We start from the raw sequence: 21,213 nt of genomic DNA, 5'->3' as shown, positions 1-21,213 counted from the left end.
AATAAGCGATCAAAGTTAATGCAATTGGGTGATCAAAGCTGGAGAGAATATGCAAAATTTATTGACTGACCAATTATTCTTATTTTAATTATCAGGTAAAGTCTAAATCAATAAGATAATTAAGTAACCCTCTACTTTTAGCTATTACTTAATTAGATTTATAACTAGCCCTTATAAACTCAACAACCCTTCTACCCATTCTAAAACGAGGCGAGTATTTCGGGTTTGAAAGCGCTGCTTATTAGGTATGTAGTAGCAAAAGTCAGATTCAACTACGTGGGTATTAAAGTTTTTAAGTAACTCGGTGTCTAATAATCGTTGTACTAGCGTGGTTGAGCAAAAAACCAGTCCTGAGTCTGCCATAGCTTCTTGAATACCAAATAGCTCTTGGTCAAAGGTTTTAATACTAAATAACGCAGGGTCTAAATTGTTTTGAGCAAGCCATTGTTTAATTGGAGGCTCACTCAGCGCATTGTTTTTCCATTTAGTGGTATAGAGCGTAACTGGGCCATTTTGCCATGGGATATCCGCGGCTTTGTATGAGCCGAATACGTTAAATTGTTCGGTTTTTATAATGTCATCAGCGTTTATATTGCGCTGCTGGCCAAAGCGAATCGGTAAGGTGTGTAATTGCTTATCAACGGCTTCACTGGTTGATATATCTACTTCAAGATTGGGCTGACTTTTTGATAGCTGCTGTAATGCGGGTATTAAACGCAGTGCGGCCATTGATGACGTAGTGGTTATTTTAACGGCGGTGCCTTTAGCTTGTACGGTAGCTAGCGCTTGATTAATAAGGTTAAAGCCGTTGCTTGTTGCTTCACTTAAATATTCACCTGTGGGGGTAAGAGTGATTTTTCTAACTTGGCGGTAAAATAAATCGACGTTTAAACGGTTTTCAAGGTTATTTATATGATGCGAAATCGCGGTTGGCGTGAGCGATAGTTCATCCGCGGCGGCTTTAAAACTGCCTAAACGCGCCGCAGCTTCAAATGCTTTGAGTGCTTGTAGTGATACTTGCATGGGGATTATTCACACCAAATAGAATTTACTTATAGATGAGTATAACTTATTTATAGTTAAGGTTTACTCGTTTGTGAAATATGCCTGTTAGTAAGATGATTAACCTACATTTACTAATAGGATAAACAGTATGACTACCCTACTTCACGTTGATGCAAGCGTAAGAGCTGTTAAAAACGACAACCCAGATCACGATTCAATCTCTAAAAATATTGCTAAGCATTTTATTGATAGCTTTGCAAAGCGCCAAGCTATAGATGAGTATTTTTATCGTGATGTTGGTGTGAATCCTCCGTCTTTTATTACCCAAGACTGGATAGGCGCAGTATTTACACCTGAGAATAAAAAAACTGCAGAGCAACAGCAGTTACTGGCCTTGTCAGACACATTAATCGCTGAAATTGCCGCTGCCGATATTATTGTGATTTCCTCGCCTATGTATAACTACGGTATGCCCGCACAGTTAAAAGCATGGTTTGATCAAGTGATACGTATAAACCAAACTTTTGATTTTGATCTTGCTCGTGGGGATTTCCCACTGCAGCCTTTGCTGGACGGTAAAATATTGGTTGTGATCACCTCAACCGGTGAGTTTGGTTTTGAGCAAGGTGGCATACGTGAGCATATGAGCCATTTAGTGCCGCACTTACGTACGTTGAGTAAATATTTAGGCGTGAGCACCATTCATGAAATTGCCTCAGAATATCAAGAGTTTGCCGATGTACGTCATCAACTATCGCTCGATAATGCTTATAGCCAAGCAGCAGTTCTAGGGGGGCAGTTAAGTAATCAATAATATAAAAATACCGCATTTACCTTGCGGTATTTTTAACGAAACCGTAACGGGGGTTTACAGTAACTGCACAAGCGCGGGTGCTGTTACTGTACTTTATTAACTGATAAGGTGATTAATATTGAGTAGTAAAATTGCGCTTTAGAAACGATTTAAACAGGAGTCATTAATGGCAACTACACTGGCGTTTGATGTATACGGTACGCTTATAAATACCCATGGCGTAGTGTCGTTACTTGAAGATATGGTTGGTGATAACGCGCACGCATTTTCAACTACTTGGCGTGAAAAACAGCTTGAATATTCGTTTAGACGCGGATTAATGCAAAACTATGTGCCGTTTTCGGTGTGTACTGAGCAGGCACTGAATTATGCGTGTTTACTGCACAAGGTAACTTTAAGCGATGAGCAAAAAGCACAGTTATTAGCACGCTATAAAACCCTCCCCGCATTTGATGATGTAAAAGCAGGGCTTGAGAGCTTAAAAGCACAAAACTATCGGTTATTTGCGTTTTCTAATGGCGCTGCTGATGCGGTAAATACTTTGCTCGAAACGGCAGGCATAAGTGAGCTTTTTGAAGGTGTAGTGAGCGCCGATGATATTAAAACTTTTAAACCCAACCCCGGTGTTTATAGTCATTTTTTACGTCAGGCACATTCAACAGGTGCTAATACCTGGCTTATATCGAGTAATCCGTTTGATGTTATTGGGGCGTTATCGCATGGTATGCGTGCTGCGTGGATACAGCGCTCAAATGAGGCTATTTTTGATCCTTGGGAAATTCAGCCAACTACCACAGCAACTGATTTAGTTGATTTAAAAGCCAAATTAGTAAGTTAAAAACGAGCCCCTTTTTTGAGCCTTATCAAAAATCAACGCTGTAAAGGGGCTTTACGGGCGCTGATTTGGGTGCCCTAGCTTGCTTTTATTGCGTCAATAACGCTATGCATACGCTTTGCTAACGGCCTATTTCGGTGATTGCACACATAAATATTTTCGCTAATTGGATTTGTTAAATGATGCGTTTTAATAAGCGCAGGTTTATTAAAAGCACTTACTGCGTGTGCGGGTAAAACCGTAAAACCCAGCCCTAAACTTACCGGCTCCAGTATTAAACTTATTTGGTTAGAAAACCCCGTTTGCTTAATTTGATCAACATGTTCAAATTCACTGTAGTTTTCGCTAAGTAAAAGCTGTGCATGATGTTTTGCATCGGGGTGGCTAATAAAGCCCAGTTCATTTAATGCGCTCCATGTTGGGTTTTTTATTGCGGCCGGAGTTACCAATAGTAAAGGTTCTTGGCCTATTTTATGGCTGGTTACTTCGCTAAGGGCTGGCGCTTGAGTTAAAAAGCCAATATCGGCACTATGGTTTGCCACTGCTTGTTCAACACTGGTATTTGGAGCAAAGCGGTAATCTATAATTAGCTCCTTGTGCTCTACTTGCAGTGCTAATAGTTGATTGTAAAACTGCAGTCCACAACTGCCTGGCGACTGTATTTTAACTAAACCGCTGTATGGTGAATCATCTTTTAATTGTTGTTCTAAAAACTGCCATTCTTTGAGTAACTGACTACCCTGCTGATATAAATTTTGACCCTGAACGGTAAGCGTAAATTGTTTACCGTGGCGCTCAAGCAAGGCGCAATCTACTTGCTGCTCTAACTTTTTTATATGTTGGCTTACGCCTGACTGGGTCATATAAAGGCGCTCGGCGGTTTGGGTAAAATGGTTTACCTCAACCAAAGTGCAAAATGTATTTAGCCATGCCGGGTTTATCATTACAAAATATACTCAAAATGATGATTAATGATAATTTTACTTAATGTTGGTCAGTTCGTAAACTCACTCCATCAACTAAACATAGTTAAGTAGGAGTATTTATTATGAGTCATACCTATCCACGTAGTTTTTCGCACATTGGTATTTCAGTACCGGATGTTGAAAAAGCCGTAGAGTTTTACACTAAGATGATGGGCTGGTACACCATAATGGAGCCGACTGTGATCACTGAAGATAACAGCCCAATTGGCGAAATGTGTACCGATGTATTTGGTCCAAATTGGGAAAAATTTAAAATAGCGCACCTTTCAACAGGCGACCGTATTGGTGTAGAAATTTTTGAATTTAAAGACCAAGAAAACCCTAAAGACAACTTTGAATACTGGAAAACCGGTATCTTCCATTTCTGTGTACAAGACCCAGATGTAGAAGGCTTAGCGGATCGTATTGTTGCTGCAGGTGGTAAAAAACGTATGCCAGAGCCACGTTACTATTACCCTGGCGAAAAGCCGTACCGCATGATCTACATGGAAGACCCGTTTGGTAACATCCTTGAGATTTACAGCCACAGCTACGAGCTTATATACAGCGCAGGCGCTTATTAAACTTAGCTAGTCTAAAAAAGTTTAGCTAAAAACAAAGGCCGCAGTATTTATTACTGCGGCCTTTTTGTGCCTAAAAAGAATACATTGCCTAGGTGTATTAGTGCTGATAACGTGATAAAACAAAACTACTTATAACTCCATGTTTTAAATTTAGGACAATAATGAACATTTCATTGGAAGATGTCACCTCTGCTAATTACGAAGAGGTATGCGATTTAGACGTTACCAAAGCGCAACAAGATTACGTAGCGAGTAATATGTGGTCGTTAGTTGAGTCTCATTATAATGTTGGGCATACCTGTAAAGCGAATTAACCTGAACTCTGGATAATAAATCTATCTCAAGCAGTTATTTTCAGCGCTAACTTCGTTGAATTTACTTGCAATAGGCTAGCTATTGACGCGTAATTTCGCCTTGTTTTCACTGGAAATCTCTGGCTAGAGAGAATAAGCATAAATATCACTTTTTACTCAATACGTTAGTAAATCTCTCAACCAGAGTTCAGGTTATTTACCAAAATAATGAGCCTGTAGGCTTTTTTATGTGGGTGCAAGAAACCCCTACAAAAGTTTCTATTTGGCGTTTTATGGTAGATGAACATCATCAAAATAAAGGTATTGTCCGCCAAGCACTATTCATGGCAATTGCAGAGATTAAAACGACTTCTAAGCTTGAACAAATCGAGATTTGTTATAACCCGCAAAACCCTGTTGCTAAGGATTTTTATTCTAGTTTTGGGTTTGAAGAAGTTGGCCTAGATGAAGACGAAGAAGATATGTTAGCCATTATTAATATAAAAAGTTAACCCAATTTTGTTTAGCGCGTTGCTTATTGCCATAAAAATTAGTGCTTAGTAAGGTGTGGAGGATGTTGCAGTGCTAATTTTTTTAGCTGTGTAATGCATGAAAGCGCTAAGTCATGATATTCATCATCGCTATACAATATTTCGTTTAGCAGATTAATAGATTGTATGAGTACATTGTGCGCAGCACTTTGTTCGTCTAAAAAGTGAAGTGTGGAATAAAGGCGCTCTGTAAGTGAGGTAATTTGTATGATTTGCTGTTTATTCGCACAGTTATACATTTGAGCTAATAAGGACGCACTTTCAAGTGCACACCCCAAATACGGCAATGCTTGTGCAAATTGGTATCGTTTAAACAGCGCTTCGCCACTTAGCTGCGCGTTTTGAATATCTATAATTGCTTGTTCTGGTTGACATAAAACATGTTGTTTGTGTCGAGCACATAAAAAAGGTAATGCCATGGTACGTTCCATATCTGTTTATTTTTTAAGACTGTAAAACAGAAACTCTAAAACATCAAATGATAATTGTTTTTATTTGCGCTTGTGGGTTTAAAGCAGTTTGTTGTGTATACTAACTTCATTGTTTTGATTCTTATTTTTATAAAAACCGATATGAAAAACCCATTTTTAGCACTTGTTTTACTCAGTGGATTATCAGGCTGCAGTATAAACACAGTATCAGTATCTCAAAGTTCATCCTTGTATAATTACGGGCTTTATAATGCAAATGGCCAGCGAGTTAATTCAATATTGTCAGAATCCACGCTTTTGAATGCCGATATTGTTTTAGTCGGTGAATGGCATACACACCCCGGTGTGCACTTATTTCAGGCTGAGCTGTTTCAGCAATTAAGCACGCAAAATAAGCCTATTGCTCTATCGCTTGAGCAATTTAGCCGCGCTGATCAGCAAACACTAAGCCTTTACCTTGAGAGTAAAATTGGCGAACAATACTTAATTGATAACACTAAGGCTTGGCCTAATTATAAGAGCGATTATCGTGCGTTAGTGGAATTGGCGAAGATGCAAAATAGCGATGTGATAGCTGCAAATGCGCCTAAGAATATTGTTACCTGTATTGGTCGCCAAGGTATTAATTATATTAATAAGCTTGACCCACAACAGCGTAGTTTTATTGCAAAAGAGATAGATACTTCTCCAAGCCTTTATAAAGAACGCTTTATGCAATCCATGCATCATGGAACGGCGAGTAAAAACGAAAAACTTTACGCCGCGCAAGTTACTTGGGACGAAACCATGGCTGAGTCTATCGTTAACCATATTAGTGAAAATAAGGGCACACAGGTTATACATTTAGCCGGTGACTTTCATGTGAGAAATGGTGAAGGCATAGCGCGGGTAATTAAGCGAATTGCCCCAGAGCTCAATGTTGTATGGGTTTCGCCAGTATCAAAAGTACAACCTGAGCAAAATGGTTATCAATTAGAAGTTAACGCTTTGCCTGCTCGTTATGTGCAAAAAGCACATCAACAAGCGGCATTCAAAGCTTTAGTCAAGCGAGGCGAGAAAACACAGTGCCAATAATAGGTTGGCACTGTGTTTGTGTAATACACTTTTTAATATTTACTTAAGCGTAAATGTGCCTTTCATCATGGCGTAATGGCCAGGGAAAGAGCAAAAGAAAGTGTAATTGGTTCCGGCGGTTAAGCCGCTGGTTTTAAAAGTAACTTCGGTTGTTTTGCCGCCGCCAATAATGTCTGTAACACCAATCACGCGACTATCTTTAGGCTTTATATAGTGGTTGCTAAGCCCTGCAGCGTTGCCATCTGTGATAATACTTTGCATGTTTTAATCGTAGATAGTACCCAGTTATGACCCATTACATTGGCAGGTAATTTACCGGTGTGGCAAGGGCGTGTTGATCTTTGATGGTTGAATTTGCAGCAGTGTGTTTGGTTTTTAGGCAAGACAGAGCCTATGAAGTGTGGTTATTCCACATAAATAGGCGATAACGCAGCATAAATACCAAACATGCGCTGCCCTTCGGGTTCTGCCTAGGGGCGATAAACTCATTGTTGCTCGATTTTTACTTAGCCCACTAGGTTACAAATCAAGCGCCGCAATTTAATCGCCCCTAGATTGAACAAATTACAATCCGCAAAGTTCAACACGCCCTAAGTTTAACGGTCACTTGTTTACAGCTTTTAGGGGCGCTTAGTGTTTTAGTTGAAAACTGCATCATTTCGTTTGCATCTATATTTAGTGTGCATTCGTCTGCATATGCAGCATTGGCATTCAGTAGCAGTGTAATGCTGAGTAAGACTATTAATTTTTTCATACTGTCTGTGTTAGTTGGTTTGAGCTGTTTCGAGCTTGATTTGTTAAGGCTACAAGTGCTTTTCGCACGGCCAATGGGCTATCGCACTCGTTCGCAAAATTAATAAAGTAATTACGCTTGTGGCTTTGTATATAAAAGCCTGTGGGTAGTAGGCCGCTCATTATTGGGGTGTTATCAGCTACGTTATAGTGCTGCATTAATATCAGCGACATAGCATCTTGATGATCTTCATTCATATGAGTGATCATGCTTTGCTGCTGGCTTTCATCCCACTTTTTAAGCTGAGCTTGCCACTCGTTTTGCTCAAGCCAAAATATTTTTCCAAAACCGCCAATATAACGCACCCGTACTACATCTAATTGCCAAAGCTGAAAATCATGCGCATTGCGATAGCTTGCAGCCTCAGGGTACAAAGCTATATATTTATCAAGTAGCACTTCGCTTTGCTCCTTTGCCACAATAGAGCCATCACCTACGAGTGTTACTCGCCCATGTTCGTTTTGATCGCCATAATCGGCGGCATCAAAAATAGTTAGACTCATGCGTGAGTCCTGTTTTAAATTTTTGGTGTGTTGAGCTATGTCACTAATAAAAAAGTAGATGCGACCTTGTTCGTCACCCATGTAAGGTGTAACAGAGCCAAACGGATAGCCGCGTAAATTATTTGAAATGGTCGACATTACGCCGGCATGGGTTTTAAAAACGAGCGTACGTGCGTCGTTTAATGCTTGTTCTCTCATAAAAACTCCTGACGTTGAGAAAAAACCATGGGCGCATCGTTATAAGGGTGAGGGTTAACGTGCAATTTCATGGCGTACATTTGTTGTAAGTTTTGTGCTGTTAAAACGGTATTTATAGATCCGCTTTGCAGCACTTTTTGGTTGTGTAATAAAATAGCGTTGGTTGCATAAAGGCTTGCTAAATTAAGATCGTGTATAGCAATAATGGCGCTGTTTCCTTGCTCTACAAAGGTTCTAACACAGCTAAGTAAAGCATGTTGATGACGCATATCTAGCGCTGATGTTGGCTCATCGAGCAACATTAATTTAGGCTCAGTTTGCGCAGTAAAAGCATCTAACTGGGCTAATGTGCGCGCCATATGAACACGCTGTTGTTCACCGCCCGAAAGCGCACTCATTCGACGTGTTAGGTAATGGGTTAAATCCATAAGTGAGGCATATTTTTGCACTTTATTGGCTTGTGTTTTAAGAGACTCTGTATAGGGATAGCGACCCATAGCAATGAGTTCAAATACACTAAAATCAAAGCCAACATGGTTACTTTGCATCATTACAGCGCGCTTGCTAGCTAATTGCTCTTTAGAAAATGAATGCAAAGACTGGGTATTAAATAGTATATCTCCCTCAAAGGGATGCATGCCTGCCAAAGTATGCAGTAAGGTTGATTTACCTGCACCATTTTCGCCTATCAGAGCGACAAGTTGTCCTGCTTGGATATTGCCGCTAATACCCTCTAAAACATGATGCGTGTTAAAGCCTATATTGAGGTTGTTAAACGTGATCATGACCAATCTCGCTTATTTTTAATGATCAAATATATAAACAGGGGAGCGCCAAGTAACGCCGTTATAATGCCTATTGGCAGCTCCGCAGGCATAACAACCAAGCGTGCCAACCAATCTGAAAGTAGCAACACAATCACACCTAAAAGCATGCAAAGTGGCAGCATATTCCGTAAGTGTGGGCCAACCATGAGGCGTGCGATGTGAGGGACAACTAAACCAACAAAGCCAATTAAACCTGTTAGCGCAACCACCGCACCTACGCCCAATGCAACTAATATAATGACGTATAATTTAAGCTTGCTGGTATCGACGCCTAAATATTGGGCTTGTGATTCACCGATAAGGAGTAGATTCATTGGCTCTTTTAATCGCCATAGCCCGATAAGGCTCAGTAAAAGCAAAGGACTCGCCTGTTTTATATTATCCCAGCTCGCACCGCCTAATGAGCCCATGGTCCAATAGTTAATTAACCGAAGTGCGCTGTCATCGGCATAAAAACTTAATAGCCCAATAACAGCGAACGCCAATGCATTAATAGCGACACCGACTAATATAAGCGTATTGATATTAATTTGTTTTTGTTGTTTTGAGACTAAATATACCAGCGACGTTACTGATAAAGCGCCCAAAAATGAGGCATAAGGTAAGTAGTGTTGGGCGTTAAAATTAAATTGTGCACTAAGGGCAATAAAAGCAACCGCGACCATTGCAGCGCCTGCGCTTATACCAATAATAGAGGGATCGGCAAGCGGGTTACGACATAGCGCTTGGGTTGCAGCCCCTGTTTGTGCAAGTACTAAACCCACCATCACAGCAAGGACAAAACGAGGCAGACGTATTTGTGTAACTACATTAATTTGTAGCGCATCAAATTGACTAAAGTGCTCAGGAGCTAGCCATGCAATCGCTAAGCGCCAATCCCATCCTGCGGCTCCATAGCCTATGCTAATTAATGCTAGAGCAAAAATACAGCCATAACTTAATAGCATCCACTTATGCGGGTTACTCAGTGTTATGGCGTTAAAACGATTCAAAGTTAACGTGCTCATAAGTGTGTTTTATACTCATGCAATGCTTGAATCGCAGTTGCAATACGCGGCGACATGCCCAGTGAAAGTAAACTGTCCATGACCAGTAACTGACACTCTTGCGCTGCTTTTAATAAACGAAGTGTAGGCTGTTTACAAAAGGCTTTTTTACCACCAAGGCTTTGCACAACATGCGCTGGCGCCACTAAAAAATCGGGCTGATTTACAGCCTGTACTTCACTGTTAATTGCTTTAAAGCCTGAGTGCGATGCAGCTATATTGGTAATGCCTGCATAGTTAAACAGTAAGTTGGGCACCGTTTCTTGCCCTGCTGCGACGAGCCCACGCTCATTAGCTGAAAGTAAAAACAAAGCGTTGTGGGTCTGTGTTTTTGCTTTATTAGGTAACGATTTTTTTATTTTAGTAATCAGATTTTGAGCTTTTAGGTTTGCATCTAAATCACTACCAAGGTGCTTAATTAGTTCAAGTAGTTCATTTACAGAAGTCGGCTTTTTATAGTGAATAACCTTCACTCCGGTTGCTTCTATTTGCTTGAGCGCCTGCCCCCTTCCCGCACCTTCAAGTGCAAGTAACGAAGTTGGGCGCATTGAAAGCACTCCCTCAGCGGCTAGATCTCGATAGTAACCTACCTGTGGCAACTGTGTTGCTTGTTGCGGATACATACTTGATTGATCAACCGCGACTAAACTATTTTGTTTTTCTAGTGCGTAGATTATTTCAGTTAATGTGCCGCCAGCACTGATCACACGCTCTTTCGCGAGTGCTGATTGAGTGGCTAAAGCCAGAAAAAAAATTAGGTACTTCATAACAAACTCCGATTTTATTTTTTAGTATTATAACCACTTTAATCTAAATGAAAATGATTATTATAATCAATTGATCTTATTTTGGGTTAGTTGTACCATTTAAAAGTAAATAATAACTATTATCATTTGGAGTAGAGATGAATCCCTTTTCTTTTAAATTTACAGCATTAGCCTCTTTGTTAATTAGCTCTGGTAGCACACTGGCCGAAAATGTTATTGACGATCATATTGTGGTTAGTGGCTCTCGTTTTGAACAAAAGCTAGAAGATGTGACTGGCTCAGTAACGGTTATTACCGAACAAGATATTGAGCGTCAGCTCGCTGTAGATTTACAAACTATGTTTAAATACGATCCAAGTATCTCAAGTACTGGCAGTGGCGCAGGCGCGCAAACATTAACTGTTCGAGGTGTTGGTGGCAACAGAGTTGTTTTTATTAAAGATGGAAGACGGACAAACGATGGCTACGCTGGCGGCGGCGGTTATTTAGTGGGTCGAAACTACTTTGATGTTGCGGGTGTTAAACAAGTTGAAGTTGCAAAAGGGGCGGTATCATCGCTATATGGTTCTGATGCACTAGGGGGAATTGTAGTAATAACAACTAAAGACCCGAGTGATTATTTAGTGGATCAACAAAGCTTGGTAAAAGTAGCGTTAGGTTATCAAGGCCAAAGCAATCAGGTTGCTGCAGATATTACGGCAGCAAAAGATTTAGGTGACTTTGCTATTAGCGCTGTTTATAGCCATCGCGATAGTGAAGAAGTACAAAACTACGTTGAAGATTTACCAGGTTACGATGCCCGCTCGGACGCTTTGCTGCTTAAAGTTGAGCAAAAACTTGATGAAAAACGCACCCTTAAGTATACCTTAGATTACTTTAATCAAACAACAGAGCAAGTAATCACTCCATCCATTCAAGAAACCGAAGACGAAGACACAAATATCTCATTTGCACTCGATTATGATTCAGATATGGCAACAGCTATATTTGATAAATGGTATGGGCAACTATCTTATAGTCGATACGAGCAACAAAGTGACCAAATAAGCGCAGCTAGAAATTACATCGATTATAATGACTACGGGTTTGAGCAAGATATTTTAGGCTTAAAAGCGGTATTTAGTAAGGAAGTTAAAGGAGAAAATACCGAGCATGAATTTGTTTATGGAATCGATATTGATTTATATGATACTACTCGACCACGCTTAAAAACCCGTGTATTAAATGATGGTACTGTTGATTTTACGAATGAAAAACAAAAAGCATTTCCTGGCGCCGATACTTCTTTAGTTGGTGTATATATGCAAGACAGTATTAAATTTAACGAAACTGATTGGTCGTTAGTTGCGGGTATTCGTTACGATTATTATGCACTTGAAGCCAAAAAAGATGCGTTATACGCTGACACCGAGCTTAACGATATTACCGAATCTGCGTTTTCACCAAAGCTGGGTGTGATTTATCAGGTAGACGATAATTTATCTTGGTATGGGCAATATGTTCGAGGCTTTAAAATACCGCCACACGACCAAGCCTATCAAAGCCATGGTGTTGAGCCATTTTATCAAATATTACCAAACGCAGATTTAGACCCTGAAAGCAGTGACTCATTCGAGATCGGATTAAGATACGCAAGTAGTGATATTAGTGTAAATCTAAGTACTTTTTATGCTGCCTATGATGACTTTATCGAAACAACAATCGCGGGTGTTGAACCAACTTATATTCCTAATGTAAATAAAACATTTTACCAATATCAAAATATTAGCGAAACCCAGATCAGCGGTGTAGAAGCTGGTATTGATATGTATGTTACCGGCGATATTTTATTAGAAGCCAATGTTGCTTACGTAGATGGTGAAAACAAAGACTCTGACCAGCCACTCACTAGTATTAGCCCGTTAAATGGTTCTATATTGGTAAGCACTGAGTTTGGCAATGTTAATTGGACCGCTGCTTGGCGTTTAGCTAAGGCGCAGTCTGATGTAGTACTTGATACTAATGGTAATAAAACAACACAAGGTAACGGTTATGGTGTTGTTGATTTATATGCAAATTATCAGTGGAAAGCATGGCAAATGAATGTAGGTTTACTTAACCTACTCGATAAAGAGTACGTACCGTTTGAACTTATTGCTGGTCAATCCAAAGGCACTGATTTTAGCCAATATAGCCAACCAGGACGTAATGTTTCGGCTCGGATAAGCTATCAGTTTTAATTAATATTAAAAGTTGTGTATATACCAATCAGTATAAATATCTGAATAATTTAACGGATTGAATTTTTCTATGTCTAAGCTGATTGGTATATAAAGCACCAAAAACACGGCGTATTGCGCCATAGTGTAAAGGGGGTTTACGCCCCGTGATCTTTGTACTGCTCATATCTTTCAATAACACTATTCATACATTTTCAAAAGAGTGCGCTTAAATAAATATTGGTTTACTAAAGGCATTTAAGGCATGCGTATTTAACACCAGAAACCTAAGCTAATTATAAAAAGGAGGTATTAGCTCGAACAGGTTACGTCACTCATATCGAAAGTATGCGTTAAACCAGCAGGATCTTTATTAATTACTATTAGGTTATTCTTTTCAATGTAAAAAGTGTATTCGCGCATCCAATTGAGTTTAGCAATTTGTTTTAGCTCATAACGGCCAAATGCTAGCGGGCAATTTAAATACACATAATGGTAGGCTTTCCCCATCGCGCCAGGGTCTGCGGTGTAAATATAAATAGTACGATCAGTAAACGTGCTTTGTTTATGAATATAATCAGGGGTTGATAATGAAGAACCATTGAATAAAATCCCTAAACACAAAAAAGGAATTTGTATTACACCGACTAATGTAAGAATGATAAAGAACAACCACTGAGCGATTTTATTTTTAATTATGCTTTTAATTTTTTCAGATTTGGCGAGCAGTAATATTAAACCTGTAATTACCAACACCAATTTTATATAAAGTAAATTATGGCTTAATGTATCCATAAGCCTTGGAGAGTGCCAATTTAAACCCCAAAGCGCTCCACCATGCATACTCTCCAGAAAGGGTAACAATAAACATGCCGTAATAAGAAAGATAATTAACGAGACATTATTGCTGCTTTTATCCATTGATTTTTGTCCTTTAATCTAACCGGAGTCGCTGTATTTTTAGTGTAATATTTATAACATAATTTAAAATGCAGCGTACCTAAAATGTTATAAACAAGATAGCTACCTAAAAGAGTAAAAGTATCTTTAAAGATGGTAAGCAGCTACTTATTATCCAAAAAAAGCGCCTTAACCACTACATTAAGACACTTTGGATGAAAAACTATAAATAACTAGACGTTAAAAATGCTGGTTGTATAGTCACCTTCAACGCGGTTAAAATTATCACTACCTAAGCTAAGTTTTAGCTCACCCTGTTGCTCAAATTGAGGTTTTTTGGTCACGATATTAACTGTACTGCCGGGCTCTGAGCGGCCATAAAGTGCGGAGCCTAGACCTTTTAATACTTCAATGTACTCAATGTTTGATACATCACGAGGGCCGCTGAATCCGCGTCCACCGCTAAAACCATTAATTAAGTAACCCGATGGCATGTTTTCGTTACCCGATAATCCACGAATCGAAAAGCTATCCCATAACGCGCCACTGTTATTTTTACGTGAAATACTGGCAGAAAAATCCAGCGCATCTTGTAATTGAGTTATTCCTTTTTGATCAAGTACTGCGTTATCGAGGGTTTCGATTGATTGTGGCATTTGCTTTTGAGGAATATCGCCTCGGTAAGCTTGTTTATATGTAACCGCAATTTTCTCTATTGGTTGACTTTGGGCAATGCTTTGTGCGCTTGCACTTAAGCAGGCTAAGTAAATTAATAAGTACTTCATAAAATGCTTTTGGTAATGTTATGTTATAACTTAAATTACAGCATTTGTTACTTTATAACAAAATGTTTTTTGCGCTCTATGTATGCGTCTAATTTTTACACTAGCGACTATGCAGCTATCACGTTAAGATGGGTAAAAATAACACAATAAGAACAATATAATGTTAACAAAAACAAATGCATTAATTTACTTTTTAGCCTTTAGTAGTGGCTTTAGTATTATGGGAATAGAGCTATTAGGTGGGCGCATTTTAGCGCCTTACTTTGGCAGTAGTGTACATATCTGGGGCAGTATTATTACTGTATTTATGCTTAGCTTATCATTTGGGTATTTACTGGGGGGTAAGCTGTCTATTCGTCATCCTTCGTTGACCAAATATGGGTTAATCTTTTTAGTTGCCAGTATTATGGTACTACCCATTGCTTTGTTTGCTGAGCCAATTATGGCATTTATTTTTTCGCATATTGAAGACAGTCGCTATGGCTCGTTACTCGCCTCAACCGCGTTATTTTTTATACCCACCATTATTTTAGGCATGATCTCGCCCTACTCCGTACGTTTACTGGTCACAAATAGTGAGCGCAGCGGCCAAGTGGCTGGCGGGCTTTATTTTGTAAGTACCTTAGGCAGCGCACTGGGCACCATTATAACCTCTTTTTATATGGTATTGGCGTTTGATGTTAACGCGATTATTTTAGGTTTTGCTGGTGTATTAGGCACGCTTGGGCTAATTGCTATTACCTTTGACAAACTTAAAGTACGAGAGGCCGTTTATGCTTAAGTTTAAATCCCTGTTTGTTTGTATTACGGCGCTACTGTTTTCATCATACAGTGCAGCTAATGTTGTGCATAAAGAGCGCTCCTTGTATCGAAATCTACTTGTTGAAGAAACTGGCGATTTACGCTGTTTAAAGTTTGATGAAAAAACCCGATAAAGCAGCCAAAGTTGCATGTACATTAGCGACCCTAAAAAACTCGTGTTTAACTACACTAAGCTGGCTTTTTCTAGTTTGTTACTGATTGATAACCCTAAAAAAGTGCTCATTATTGGTTTAGGTGGCGGTACGCTTTCTAATATGATCCATGAGCTATACCCAAAGGCACACATTGAAAATGTTGAAATAGACCCTGCGGTAATTAAAGTGGCGCGCGATTATTTTAACTTTATAGAAACCGATAACGTAACTGCTAAAGTGCAAGATGGGCGTATTTTTATTAAACGTGCGGCGCTTAAAAAACAGCAATTTGATTGGATTATTTTGGATGCGTTTAATGGCGACTACATTCCTGAGCACTTACTCACAAAAGAGTTTTTTGAAGAGATAAAAAGCGTATTAGCCGAAGGCGGAATTGTTGCTGCTAACACGTTTTCATCAAGTAAACTCTATGAACATGAGTCGGCAACCTATCATGCGGTATTTGGCGATTTTATTAATGTAACAGCCAATAATAACAGTAATCGTATTATTTTGGCTGGTTATAGCAATATCCCTACAGAGCAACAAATAGCACAGCGGTTGACGCAGCTAGCTCCGTTACTTGCTCCTTATGACGTAGATATAAAGGCAATTAGCCAGCGTATGTTTTTCACTAAAAATGGTAAAGATTGGCCAAGTGATACTAAGGTGCTGACAGATCAATACTCTCCAGCTAATTTACTTAATTTTTGATTGCTATTACATGGTCACTTATATCCGGTGGCCATTACTTATTAAAAAGATAATATTTTAAGGAAGCGATAATGCACATTCACTTTATTATTCATGAACATTTTGAAGCGCCAGGCGCTTATGAAGCTTGGGCTAAAATGAATGGTCATACGCTGTCTTAAACCGTATTTATTTAGCTGAACACTTACCACAACATGCTGATGATATAGACTTTTTAATTGTAATGGGTGGGCCACAATCGCCCGCTATATAGCTTGCAGAATGCGCCTATTTTGATAGCAAAAAAGAACAAGCCTTTATTGCCAGCATGATCACGGCAAACAAAATAGAGTTGGGCGTTTGTTTGGGGTCGCAATTAATTGGTGAAGCGTTAGGCGCGGCTTATCAACCTAGTCCAGAAAAGGAAATTAGTAAGTTTGCGATTACCCTCACTGATGCAGGTTTGAATCATCCGTTATTTAGCCATTTTGGCAGTGAGCTTAATGTGGGGCATTGGCATAACGATATGCCAGTCTGACTACTACAGCCAGTATTATTGCCAATAGCGAAGGTTGTCCAAGGCAAATAGTCGCTTATAGCGATTTAGTCTTTGGTTTTCAATGCTACATGGAATTGACCACCGAGGTGGTTACCCTCCTCATTGCCAACGGTGATTTAACCAATGCCCATAATTACCGCTTTGTTGAACAGCCCGAAAAGCTCTTAAGTCATGACTATAGTGAAATGAACAATAAGCTTTACACTTTCTTAGAAAAGCTTGCTGCGCACTATTTATCAAAATAATACTTATTTACGTGAAGTTAAAATACCAAATATTTACTTAGCCTGCTAACTAATGCTAAAATTTGCTGGATATTCACAAGTAAGAGTTCCTATGAGTAGCACTATTCCTTTTCATGAAACACTCGATTTAACCTTATGCGGCAATATGGGCCGAGTGCACCGCTTATGTCGAGAAGCGGTGACACTGGCGGTTGAACCCTTAGGTTTAACTCAGTCGCGCTGGACGGTAATGATCCACTTACATCATTTACCTTTAGGGGCAACACAGCAAGCGTTGGCGACCAGTTTAGGTATTGAAATGCCCTCATTAACGCGCACCATTAAGCAATTAGAGCAGCAAAATCTGGTTATTCGACAAGTTGATGAACACGATAAACGCAGTAAAAAATTGTACTTTACCGATGAGGGTATAAAGTTATTAGAACATTTAAAAGAGCTAACAAGCGATATTAAACAGCGTTTATATGCCGGTTTAAGTACTGAGCAACTTGATGGTATGGCGCACAGTTTAGTGCAAATGGAAGAAAACGCGCGGCGTTGTATTGCAAGCTTATCTGGAGATAAATAAGTATGACACCTGATCAAAAATTTGCCCGCTACGTTAAAGTTTCGCTTGTTGGTTTTATTGTTGTCTTTTTTTATTATATTGTTGCCGATGTGTGGTTGCCGGTTACGCCACAAGCACGGGTTTATCATCCGGTTGTGCAAATATCACCGCAAATAAATGGCCGTGTTACCGATGTATTGGTCAGTAATAACCAAGCGGTTAAAGCGGGTGATGTATTATTTGAGATAGATAAAAATACTTACCAACTAGCACTTGAGCAAGCACAGCTTGCCCTTGACGATGCCAAACTACAAAATAAACGCCTTGATACCAATGTAAAAGCGCTTGAGGCACAAATAAGTGCAGCTAACGCTAAATTGCATGAGCAGCAGCTATTAAAAAAGCGTGGCGAAACGCTTTATAAACAAAACTCTATTTCGGAACAAGAGCTTGAAAGCATTCGTGCAAATTTTGCAGCAAGCCAATCAAATTTAGCCGCCTTTGAAGCACAGCTTGCTGAAGCTGTTTTGGCGCGAGGCGACTCGGGGCAAAATAATTTAGCGCTGCGCCATGCGGCCAATCAGTTAGCACAAGCTGAGCTTAATTTATCTTATACGCAAGTGCGGGCTTTAAGTGATGGCGTTGTAGCTAATTTACAGTTACTTGAGGGTTCCTATGCTGTTGCGGGTAAGCCATTACTAGCTATTGTGGCAAGAAAAGCAGATTTAGTGGCTGATTTTCGTGAAAAGTCACTATTAAATATGCAGCCAGGCAGTTTAGCAAAAGTAGTGTTTGACAGCCGACCAGGTGAAGTATTCGACGCTAAAATTGAAACTTTTGAGGCCGGTGTCAGTGACGGGCAACTTAGTGCGAATGGATTACTTAGCACCACCGAAACCAGCAACCGCTGGGTTCGTGACGCTCAGCGTCAACGTATTCATTTAGTGCTGCCAAATAACACTCAGCTTATAAATAATATGCCCAGTGGTGCGCGTGCCACTGTGCAGTTACTTCCACAATCAGCTATAGGCCAATGGTTGGGATCAGTACAGATCCGCTTTATTAGTTGGTTACATTACATTTATTAGTGGGGCGAGTAATGACACAACATGTTAGCCAAGCGCCACAACTCGATTCAAATGGTTTACGCCAAGCGCTACGGATTGCTGGCGGCTGCACTATTGGTTTTACTTTGTGCAAGTTAATGAATTGGCCCAATGGAATATTTTTTACAGTTTACCCTATGTTATTACTCGGTTTAGTGCCAAGTATTAACAAAGGCGTGATCCGTCAATTTGTTGCCAGTGCTGCCTACAGTGCGTTTATAGTGCTTATTTTACAGGGCTTATTTTCACACTTGCCGGTGTTAATGACGCTCATTATTTTTGCCAGCTTTTGTATATTGTTTTACTTAATGAGCTCTGGTGGTGCGTTTTTATTTGGTGCGTTAGGTGCGGTGAGTTTATCGATTCAGTTGCACTTTGCCAGCCATGTTGATCAAGCTAGTAGCATTTACCCGCTTATTTTAAGTAATGGTATGGCTATTTTTATTACTATTATTATTGCGCTCTTGATGCATGGCTTGTTTCCTGATGTGACAGCGCGACCCATGCGCGCTGTGCCACACAAGGATAAAGAAAGTATTCGTCACGAGGTGTTGTTATGCACTAGCGTTGCGACTTTGTCGTTTGTGGTTTTTCAGGTGCTTGATTTACAAGATTCAATTTCGGCGCAAGCGGCGTCTATTTTAATTTTGTTTTCGTTGTGTTTTAAGGCAGCGGGCACCGCAAGTTGGCAACGTATTATTGGTACACTGATAGGCTGTAATGCTGCTTTAGTTGCGCAGTTGTTTTTGTATAACCATACCGACGTTTTGCTTTTTCCGGTGGCTATATTATGGATTTTGTCTTTTATATTCAGTCGTTTTCATATTTTAGGCGGTGGTCCACCGGGTGTTGGGTTTGGGGTATTAACCACGTTTGGCATTTTATTTGGTCAGTCGTTAGGCCCAGGGCAAGATTTAATATACAGCGCTATGTATCGATTTAGCTCGGTGGCTGTTGCAGTAACAGTAAGCTTAAGTGCAGTGTATGTAGTGCATCGAATCCTCAACCGATTTAGCGTCACCCGCCATCATACTTATGATTAAATTAAAGGCTGCATCCGCAGCCTTTTTATATACTTAACCACAGTACAGGTTACTAAAGTTATAGCTTAATATTACCGCGGAGGGCTTTGGTTTGGCCGTGTTTGGTTTTTTTGTCCATGCGTTTACGCTGTGAGTTACGGCTAGGTTTGGTAGCACGACGTGCTTTATTAACTTTAGTCGCGCTTAAAATTAAATCTTTTAGCCGTTTTAATGCATCTTCCCTGTTGAGCTCTTGGGTGCGATGGCTTTGCGCTTTAATAACCAATACCCCTTCTTTGGTGATCCTTGAATCTTTTAAAGCAAGTAATCGTTCTTTATAAAAGTCAGGTAATTTAGAGCGATTAATATCAAAGCGTAAATGTATAGCACTGGCTACTTTATTAACATTTTGCCCGCCTGCACCTTGTGAGCGAATAGCGCTGAGCTCTACTTCCCATTCATCTATGGTTACGGTATTTGAAATAGTTAACATAGTGCCCCGCTCTTTTTGCAAAAAATGTATTATATCATCAGTACATTGCGTTGTGGTGAATCAACTTAAACTCACAACTGAGTTAATGATAATTTATAAATTTACGCTTTGTATTGGCAATAGCCGTTAATTAGTTTTTAATTAACGCTACTTTACTATTAGGAAATGCTTAATGAAAAAATTACTGTTATCAATCGGCTTGTTAGCGATGAGCTTCTCAAGCTTTGCACAAGACATTAACGAAGGTCAATTACAAAGCTATATTAAGGCATTACCTGCGGTGACAAGTTGGGCAAGCAATCAAGCGTCGTTAGAAAGCTTAGATTTAGCGAGTATGCTGGGCGCATCGGCAGATCAAACGGTCACTGAGCAAAGCTCGTTAGCCAACAGCGCACTTAGCATGATCAAACAGCAAGACTTATATAAAAGCTTTGCCAACGTAACTAGCCAATATGGTTTTACGCCTGAACAATTAATTGCTGTAGGATCAGAAGTTTCAATGGCTTACATTGAAAACCTGAAATCAGGTTTATCAGATGAACATAAAGAAACCGCCAATAAATTAATGGGTGGCTTACAAAGTATGCAAAGCAGTAAAGACAAAGGTGTTAGTTCATTAATGGGGTCGTTTGGCAATGCATCAAGCGCAGCCCAATCGGCAGAGCCTGTAGTCAGTGAAAATAACCTAGCACTTGTGAGCGAATACATGCCACAACTTAAAAAGCTGTTTTCAATGTTGTAAAAGTTATTGTTTATAGAGGTGGCATTGATCACCTTTTTTATACTTACTTTCCCAGTCTCATGTATTTTAAGTTTAAACAATGGCCTCAGTTTTAATGCTGTAAACCCCCTTTACGGCTATGATTAAGGCGTTATTTCGCTAACGCTAAAAAATAAAAAGTAATAAATAAACCTTAATTTTACTAACGCTAAGGCTACGTTTTGTTTGACGCTGAAGTTATACCAATCGACTTAAATATTTAACCATTCTAGCGAGCTAAATAAAGCGCTAACTGCGTTATA

At 39.6% G+C, this 21,213-nt stretch carries 21 protein-coding genes and 5 pseudogenes; 14 read left to right on the top strand and 12 right to left on the bottom strand.

All coding sequences use genetic code 11. The features are described from left to right. Positions 1 to 171 precede the first annotated feature (171 nt). Complete coding sequence (locus tag QMA00_RS13450; protein ID WP_076922535.1) at positions 172 to 1,023, bottom strand: LysR family transcriptional regulator; 852 nt, start codon at positions 1,021 to 1,023, stop codon at positions 172 to 174. A 130-nt stretch (positions 1,024 to 1,153) separates the two neighbouring features. Here QMA00_RS13450 and QMA00_RS13445 point away from each other — a divergent pair, with 130 nt between their 5' ends. Both QMA00_RS13445 and QMA00_RS13440 read left to right on the top strand, forming a co-directional pair. Further along, a complete protein-coding gene (locus tag QMA00_RS13445; RefSeq protein WP_076922536.1) occupies positions 1,154 to 1,819 on the top strand; it encodes an NAD(P)H-dependent oxidoreductase in 666 nt (221 codons plus the stop codon). 166 nt (positions 1,820 to 1,985) lie between these two features. Further along, positions 1,986 to 2,657 carry a haloacid dehalogenase type II gene (locus QMA00_RS13440; protein ID WP_076922537.1) on the top strand — a complete coding sequence of 224 codons (672 nt, stop codon included), beginning with the start codon at positions 1,986 to 1,988 and terminating at the stop codon, positions 2,655 to 2,657. Positions 2,658 to 2,731: 74 nt separating this feature from the next. Here QMA00_RS13440 and QMA00_RS13435 read toward each other — a convergent pair whose 3' ends face one another. Continuing rightward, entirely contained in the window at positions 2,732 to 3,598 is an 867-nt protein-coding gene (locus QMA00_RS13435; RefSeq protein ID WP_076922538.1) for a LysR family transcriptional regulator, read from the bottom strand. Positions 3,599 to 3,702: 104 nt separating this feature from the next. Between QMA00_RS13435 and QMA00_RS13430 the strand changes: the two genes are divergently transcribed. From QMA00_RS13430 to QMA00_RS13420, 3 genes and pseudogenes are all read left to right on the top strand, one after another. Next, the gene (locus QMA00_RS13430; protein ID WP_290157624.1) at positions 3,703 to 4,203 is read left to right on the top strand and encodes a lactoylglutathione lyase family protein; all 501 of its coding nucleotides are present in this window, start codon (positions 3,703 to 3,705) and stop codon (positions 4,201 to 4,203) included. 161 nt (positions 4,204 to 4,364) lie between these two features. Further along, positions 4,365 to 4,511, top strand: a pseudogene (locus QMA00_RS13425) (GNAT family N-acetyltransferase); the annotation flags it as partial. 194 nt (positions 4,512 to 4,705) lie between these two features. Next, positions 4,706 to 5,008 (top strand): annotated as a pseudogene (locus QMA00_RS13420) (GNAT family N-acetyltransferase); the annotation flags it as partial. 38 nt (positions 5,009 to 5,046) lie between these two features. Here QMA00_RS13420 and QMA00_RS13415 read toward each other — a convergent pair. Beyond that, the gene (locus tag QMA00_RS13415; protein WP_288988991.1) at positions 5,047 to 5,466 is read right to left on the bottom strand and encodes a hypothetical protein; all 420 of its coding nucleotides are present in this window, start codon (positions 5,464 to 5,466) and stop codon (positions 5,047 to 5,049) included. 153 nt (positions 5,467 to 5,619) lie between these two features. Here QMA00_RS13415 and QMA00_RS13410 point away from each other — a divergent pair, with 153 nt between their 5' ends. Continuing rightward, the gene (locus tag QMA00_RS13410) at positions 5,620 to 6,552 is read left to right on the top strand and encodes a ChaN family lipoprotein (RefSeq protein WP_290157620.1); all 933 of its coding nucleotides are present in this window, start codon (positions 5,620 to 5,622) and stop codon (positions 6,550 to 6,552) included. Positions 6,553 to 6,591: 39 nt separating this feature from the next. Here QMA00_RS13410 and QMA00_RS13405 read toward each other — a convergent pair whose 3' ends face one another. The 6 genes from QMA00_RS13405 to QMA00_RS13380 all read right to left on the bottom strand — a co-directional run bounded on the left by QMA00_RS13405 (position 6,592) and on the right by QMA00_RS13380 (position 10,686). After that, positions 6,592 to 6,813: a plastocyanin/azurin family copper-binding protein gene (locus QMA00_RS13405; protein WP_290157619.1), complete on the bottom strand. Its 222-nt coding sequence runs from the start codon at positions 6,811 to 6,813 to the stop codon at positions 6,592 to 6,594. Positions 6,814 to 7,132: 319 nt separating this feature from the next. Beyond that, the gene (locus QMA00_RS13400; protein ID WP_290157618.1) at positions 7,133 to 7,306 is read right to left on the bottom strand and encodes a hypothetical protein; all 174 of its coding nucleotides are present in this window, start codon (positions 7,304 to 7,306) and stop codon (positions 7,133 to 7,135) included. Then, complete coding sequence (locus QMA00_RS13395) at positions 7,303 to 8,046, bottom strand: DUF2470 domain-containing protein (protein ID WP_290157616.1); 744 nt, start codon at positions 8,044 to 8,046, stop codon at positions 7,303 to 7,305. Before QMA00_RS13395 ends, QMA00_RS13400 begins: the two co-directional genes overlap by 4 nt. After that, complete coding sequence (locus QMA00_RS13390) at positions 8,043 to 8,831, bottom strand: heme ABC transporter ATP-binding protein (protein ID WP_290157614.1); 789 nt, start codon at positions 8,829 to 8,831, stop codon at positions 8,043 to 8,045. Before QMA00_RS13390 ends, QMA00_RS13395 begins: the two co-directional genes overlap by 4 nt. Further along, the gene (locus QMA00_RS13385) at positions 8,828 to 9,880 is read right to left on the bottom strand and encodes an iron ABC transporter permease (RefSeq protein WP_290157612.1); all 1,053 of its coding nucleotides are present in this window, start codon (positions 9,878 to 9,880) and stop codon (positions 8,828 to 8,830) included. Before QMA00_RS13385 ends, QMA00_RS13390 begins: the two co-directional genes overlap by 4 nt. Next, a complete protein-coding gene (locus QMA00_RS13380; protein ID WP_290157610.1) occupies positions 9,877 to 10,686 on the bottom strand; it encodes an ABC transporter substrate-binding protein in 810 nt (269 codons plus the stop codon). The genes QMA00_RS13385 and QMA00_RS13380 overlap by 4 nt, the downstream gene beginning before the upstream one ends. Positions 10,687 to 10,823: 137 nt before the next feature. On the opposite strand from QMA00_RS13380, the gene QMA00_RS13375 reads away from it, so the two are divergent. Further along, positions 10,824 to 12,905, top strand: a complete 2,082-nt coding sequence (locus tag QMA00_RS13375) for a TonB-dependent hemoglobin/transferrin/lactoferrin family receptor (RefSeq protein WP_290157609.1) — start codon at positions 10,824 to 10,826, stop codon at positions 12,903 to 12,905. Between the two features lie 291 nt (positions 12,906 to 13,196). On the opposite strand, the gene QMA00_RS13370 is transcribed toward QMA00_RS13375, so the two are convergent. Continuing rightward, the gene (locus QMA00_RS13370; protein WP_138561057.1) at positions 13,197 to 13,805 is read right to left on the bottom strand and encodes a hypothetical protein; all 609 of its coding nucleotides are present in this window, start codon (positions 13,803 to 13,805) and stop codon (positions 13,197 to 13,199) included. 230 nt (positions 13,806 to 14,035) lie between these two features. Then, a pseudogene (locus tag QMA00_RS13365) lies at positions 14,036 to 14,569 on the bottom strand (TonB-dependent receptor plug domain-containing protein); the annotation flags it as partial. Between the two features lie 160 nt (positions 14,570 to 14,729). Between QMA00_RS13365 and QMA00_RS13360 the strand changes: the two are divergent. The 6 genes and pseudogenes from QMA00_RS13360 to QMA00_RS13330 all read left to right on the top strand — a co-directional run bounded on the left by QMA00_RS13360 (position 14,730) and on the right by QMA00_RS13330 (position 19,718). Continuing rightward, positions 14,730 to 15,350, top strand: coding sequence for a fused MFS/spermidine synthase (locus QMA00_RS13360; RefSeq protein ID WP_024602440.1), 621 nt, complete (start codon positions 14,730 to 14,732; stop codon positions 15,348 to 15,350). Then, positions 15,343 to 16,239: pseudogene (locus QMA00_RS13355) on the top strand (fused MFS/spermidine synthase). Before QMA00_RS13360 ends, QMA00_RS13355 begins: the two are co-directional and overlap by 8 nt. Before the next feature lie 71 nt (positions 16,240 to 16,310). After that, positions 16,311 to 17,022: pseudogene (locus QMA00_RS18965) on the top strand (glutamine amidotransferase). A gap of 91 nt (positions 17,023 to 17,113) precedes the next feature. Beyond that, positions 17,114 to 17,590, top strand: a complete 477-nt coding sequence (locus tag QMA00_RS13340; protein WP_262977357.1) for a MarR family transcriptional regulator — start codon at positions 17,114 to 17,116, stop codon at positions 17,588 to 17,590. A gap of 2 nt (positions 17,591 to 17,592) precedes the next feature. Next, entirely contained in the window at positions 17,593 to 18,657 is a 1,065-nt protein-coding gene (locus tag QMA00_RS13335) for an HlyD family secretion protein (RefSeq protein WP_290157601.1), read from the top strand. 11 nt (positions 18,658 to 18,668) lie between these two features. Next, positions 18,669 to 19,718, top strand: coding sequence for a DUF2955 domain-containing protein (locus QMA00_RS13330; RefSeq protein ID WP_290157599.1), 1,050 nt, complete (start codon positions 18,669 to 18,671; stop codon positions 19,716 to 19,718). Positions 19,719 to 19,776: 58 nt separating this feature from the next. Here QMA00_RS13330 and arfB read toward each other — a convergent pair whose 3' ends face one another. Beyond that, complete coding sequence (arfB, locus tag QMA00_RS13325; protein ID WP_028834645.1) at positions 19,777 to 20,190, bottom strand: alternative ribosome rescue aminoacyl-tRNA hydrolase ArfB; 414 nt, start codon at positions 20,188 to 20,190, stop codon at positions 19,777 to 19,779. A 172-nt stretch (positions 20,191 to 20,362) separates the two neighbouring features. On the opposite strand from arfB, the gene QMA00_RS13320 reads away from it, so the two are divergent. Then, positions 20,363 to 20,932, top strand: a complete 570-nt coding sequence (locus QMA00_RS13320; RefSeq protein WP_076922552.1) for a short-chain dehydrogenase — start codon at positions 20,363 to 20,365, stop codon at positions 20,930 to 20,932. Positions 20,933 to 21,213: the final 281 nt, after the last annotated feature.

It is taken from the genome of Pseudoalteromonas sp. APC 3694 (assembly GCF_030407565.1).
Taxonomy (GTDB): Bacteria; Pseudomonadota; Gammaproteobacteria; order Enterobacterales; family Alteromonadaceae; genus Pseudoalteromonas; species Pseudoalteromonas tetraodonis.
Note: the sequence above shows the minus strand (reverse complement) of the source record. Positions and strands in the feature narration are given on the sequence as shown.

What these genes read in the sequence shown, in the direction of transcription:
- QMA00_RS13390 (WP_290157614.1), bottom strand. Translation starts at nt 8,831, where the DNA reads ATGATCACGTTTAACAACCTCAATATAGGCTTTAACACGCATCATGTT.
- QMA00_RS13430 (WP_290157624.1), top strand. Translation starts at nt 3,703, where the DNA reads ATGAGTCATACCTATCCACGTAGTTTTTCGCACATTGGTATTTCAGTA.
- QMA00_RS13340 (WP_262977357.1), top strand. Translation starts at nt 17,114, where the DNA reads ATGAGTAGCACTATTCCTTTTCATGAAACACTCGATTTAACCTTATGC.
- QMA00_RS13320 (WP_076922552.1), top strand. Translation starts at nt 20,363, where the DNA reads ATGAAAAAATTACTGTTATCAATCGGCTTGTTAGCGATGAGCTTCTCA.
- QMA00_RS13375 (WP_290157609.1), top strand. Translation starts at nt 10,824, where the DNA reads ATGAATCCCTTTTCTTTTAAATTTACAGCATTAGCCTCTTTGTTAATT.
- QMA00_RS13335 (WP_290157601.1), top strand. Translation starts at nt 17,593, where the DNA reads ATGACACCTGATCAAAAATTTGCCCGCTACGTTAAAGTTTCGCTTGTT.
- QMA00_RS13410 (WP_290157620.1), top strand. Translation starts at nt 5,620, where the DNA reads ATGAAAAACCCATTTTTAGCACTTGTTTTACTCAGTGGATTATCAGGC.
- QMA00_RS13330 (WP_290157599.1), top strand. Translation starts at nt 18,669, where the DNA reads ATGACACAACATGTTAGCCAAGCGCCACAACTCGATTCAAATGGTTTA.
- QMA00_RS13385 (WP_290157612.1), bottom strand. Translation starts at nt 9,880, where the DNA reads ATGAGCACGTTAACTTTGAATCGTTTTAACGCCATAACACTGAGTAAC.
- QMA00_RS13400 (WP_290157618.1), bottom strand. Translation starts at nt 7,306, where the DNA reads ATGAAAAAATTAATAGTCTTACTCAGCATTACACTGCTACTGAATGCC.
- QMA00_RS13415 (WP_288988991.1), bottom strand. Translation starts at nt 5,466, where the DNA reads ATGGCATTACCTTTTTTATGTGCTCGACACAAACAACATGTTTTATGT.
- QMA00_RS13395 (WP_290157616.1), bottom strand. Translation starts at nt 8,046, where the DNA reads ATGAGAGAACAAGCATTAAACGACGCACGTACGCTCGTTTTTAAAACC.
- QMA00_RS13435 (WP_076922538.1), bottom strand. Translation starts at nt 3,598, where the DNA reads ATGATAAACCCGGCATGGCTAAATACATTTTGCACTTTGGTTGAGGTA.
- QMA00_RS13450 (WP_076922535.1), bottom strand. Translation starts at nt 1,023, where the DNA reads ATGCAAGTATCACTACAAGCACTCAAAGCATTTGAAGCTGCGGCGCGT.
- QMA00_RS13445 (WP_076922536.1), top strand. Translation starts at nt 1,154, where the DNA reads ATGACTACCCTACTTCACGTTGATGCAAGCGTAAGAGCTGTTAAAAAC.
- QMA00_RS13360 (WP_024602440.1), top strand. Translation starts at nt 14,730, where the DNA reads ATGTTAACAAAAACAAATGCATTAATTTACTTTTTAGCCTTTAGTAGT.
- arfB (WP_028834645.1), bottom strand. Translation starts at nt 20,190, where the DNA reads ATGTTAACTATTTCAAATACCGTAACCATAGATGAATGGGAAGTAGAG.
- QMA00_RS13405 (WP_290157619.1), bottom strand. Translation starts at nt 6,813, where the DNA reads ATGCAAAGTATTATCACAGATGGCAACGCTGCAGGGCTTAGCAACCAC.
- QMA00_RS13440 (WP_076922537.1), top strand. Translation starts at nt 1,986, where the DNA reads ATGGCAACTACACTGGCGTTTGATGTATACGGTACGCTTATAAATACC.
- QMA00_RS13380 (WP_290157610.1), bottom strand. Translation starts at nt 10,686, where the DNA reads ATGAAGTACCTAATTTTTTTTCTGGCTTTAGCCACTCAATCAGCACTC.
- QMA00_RS13370 (WP_138561057.1), bottom strand. Translation starts at nt 13,805, where the DNA reads ATGGATAAAAGCAGCAATAATGTCTCGTTAATTATCTTTCTTATTACG.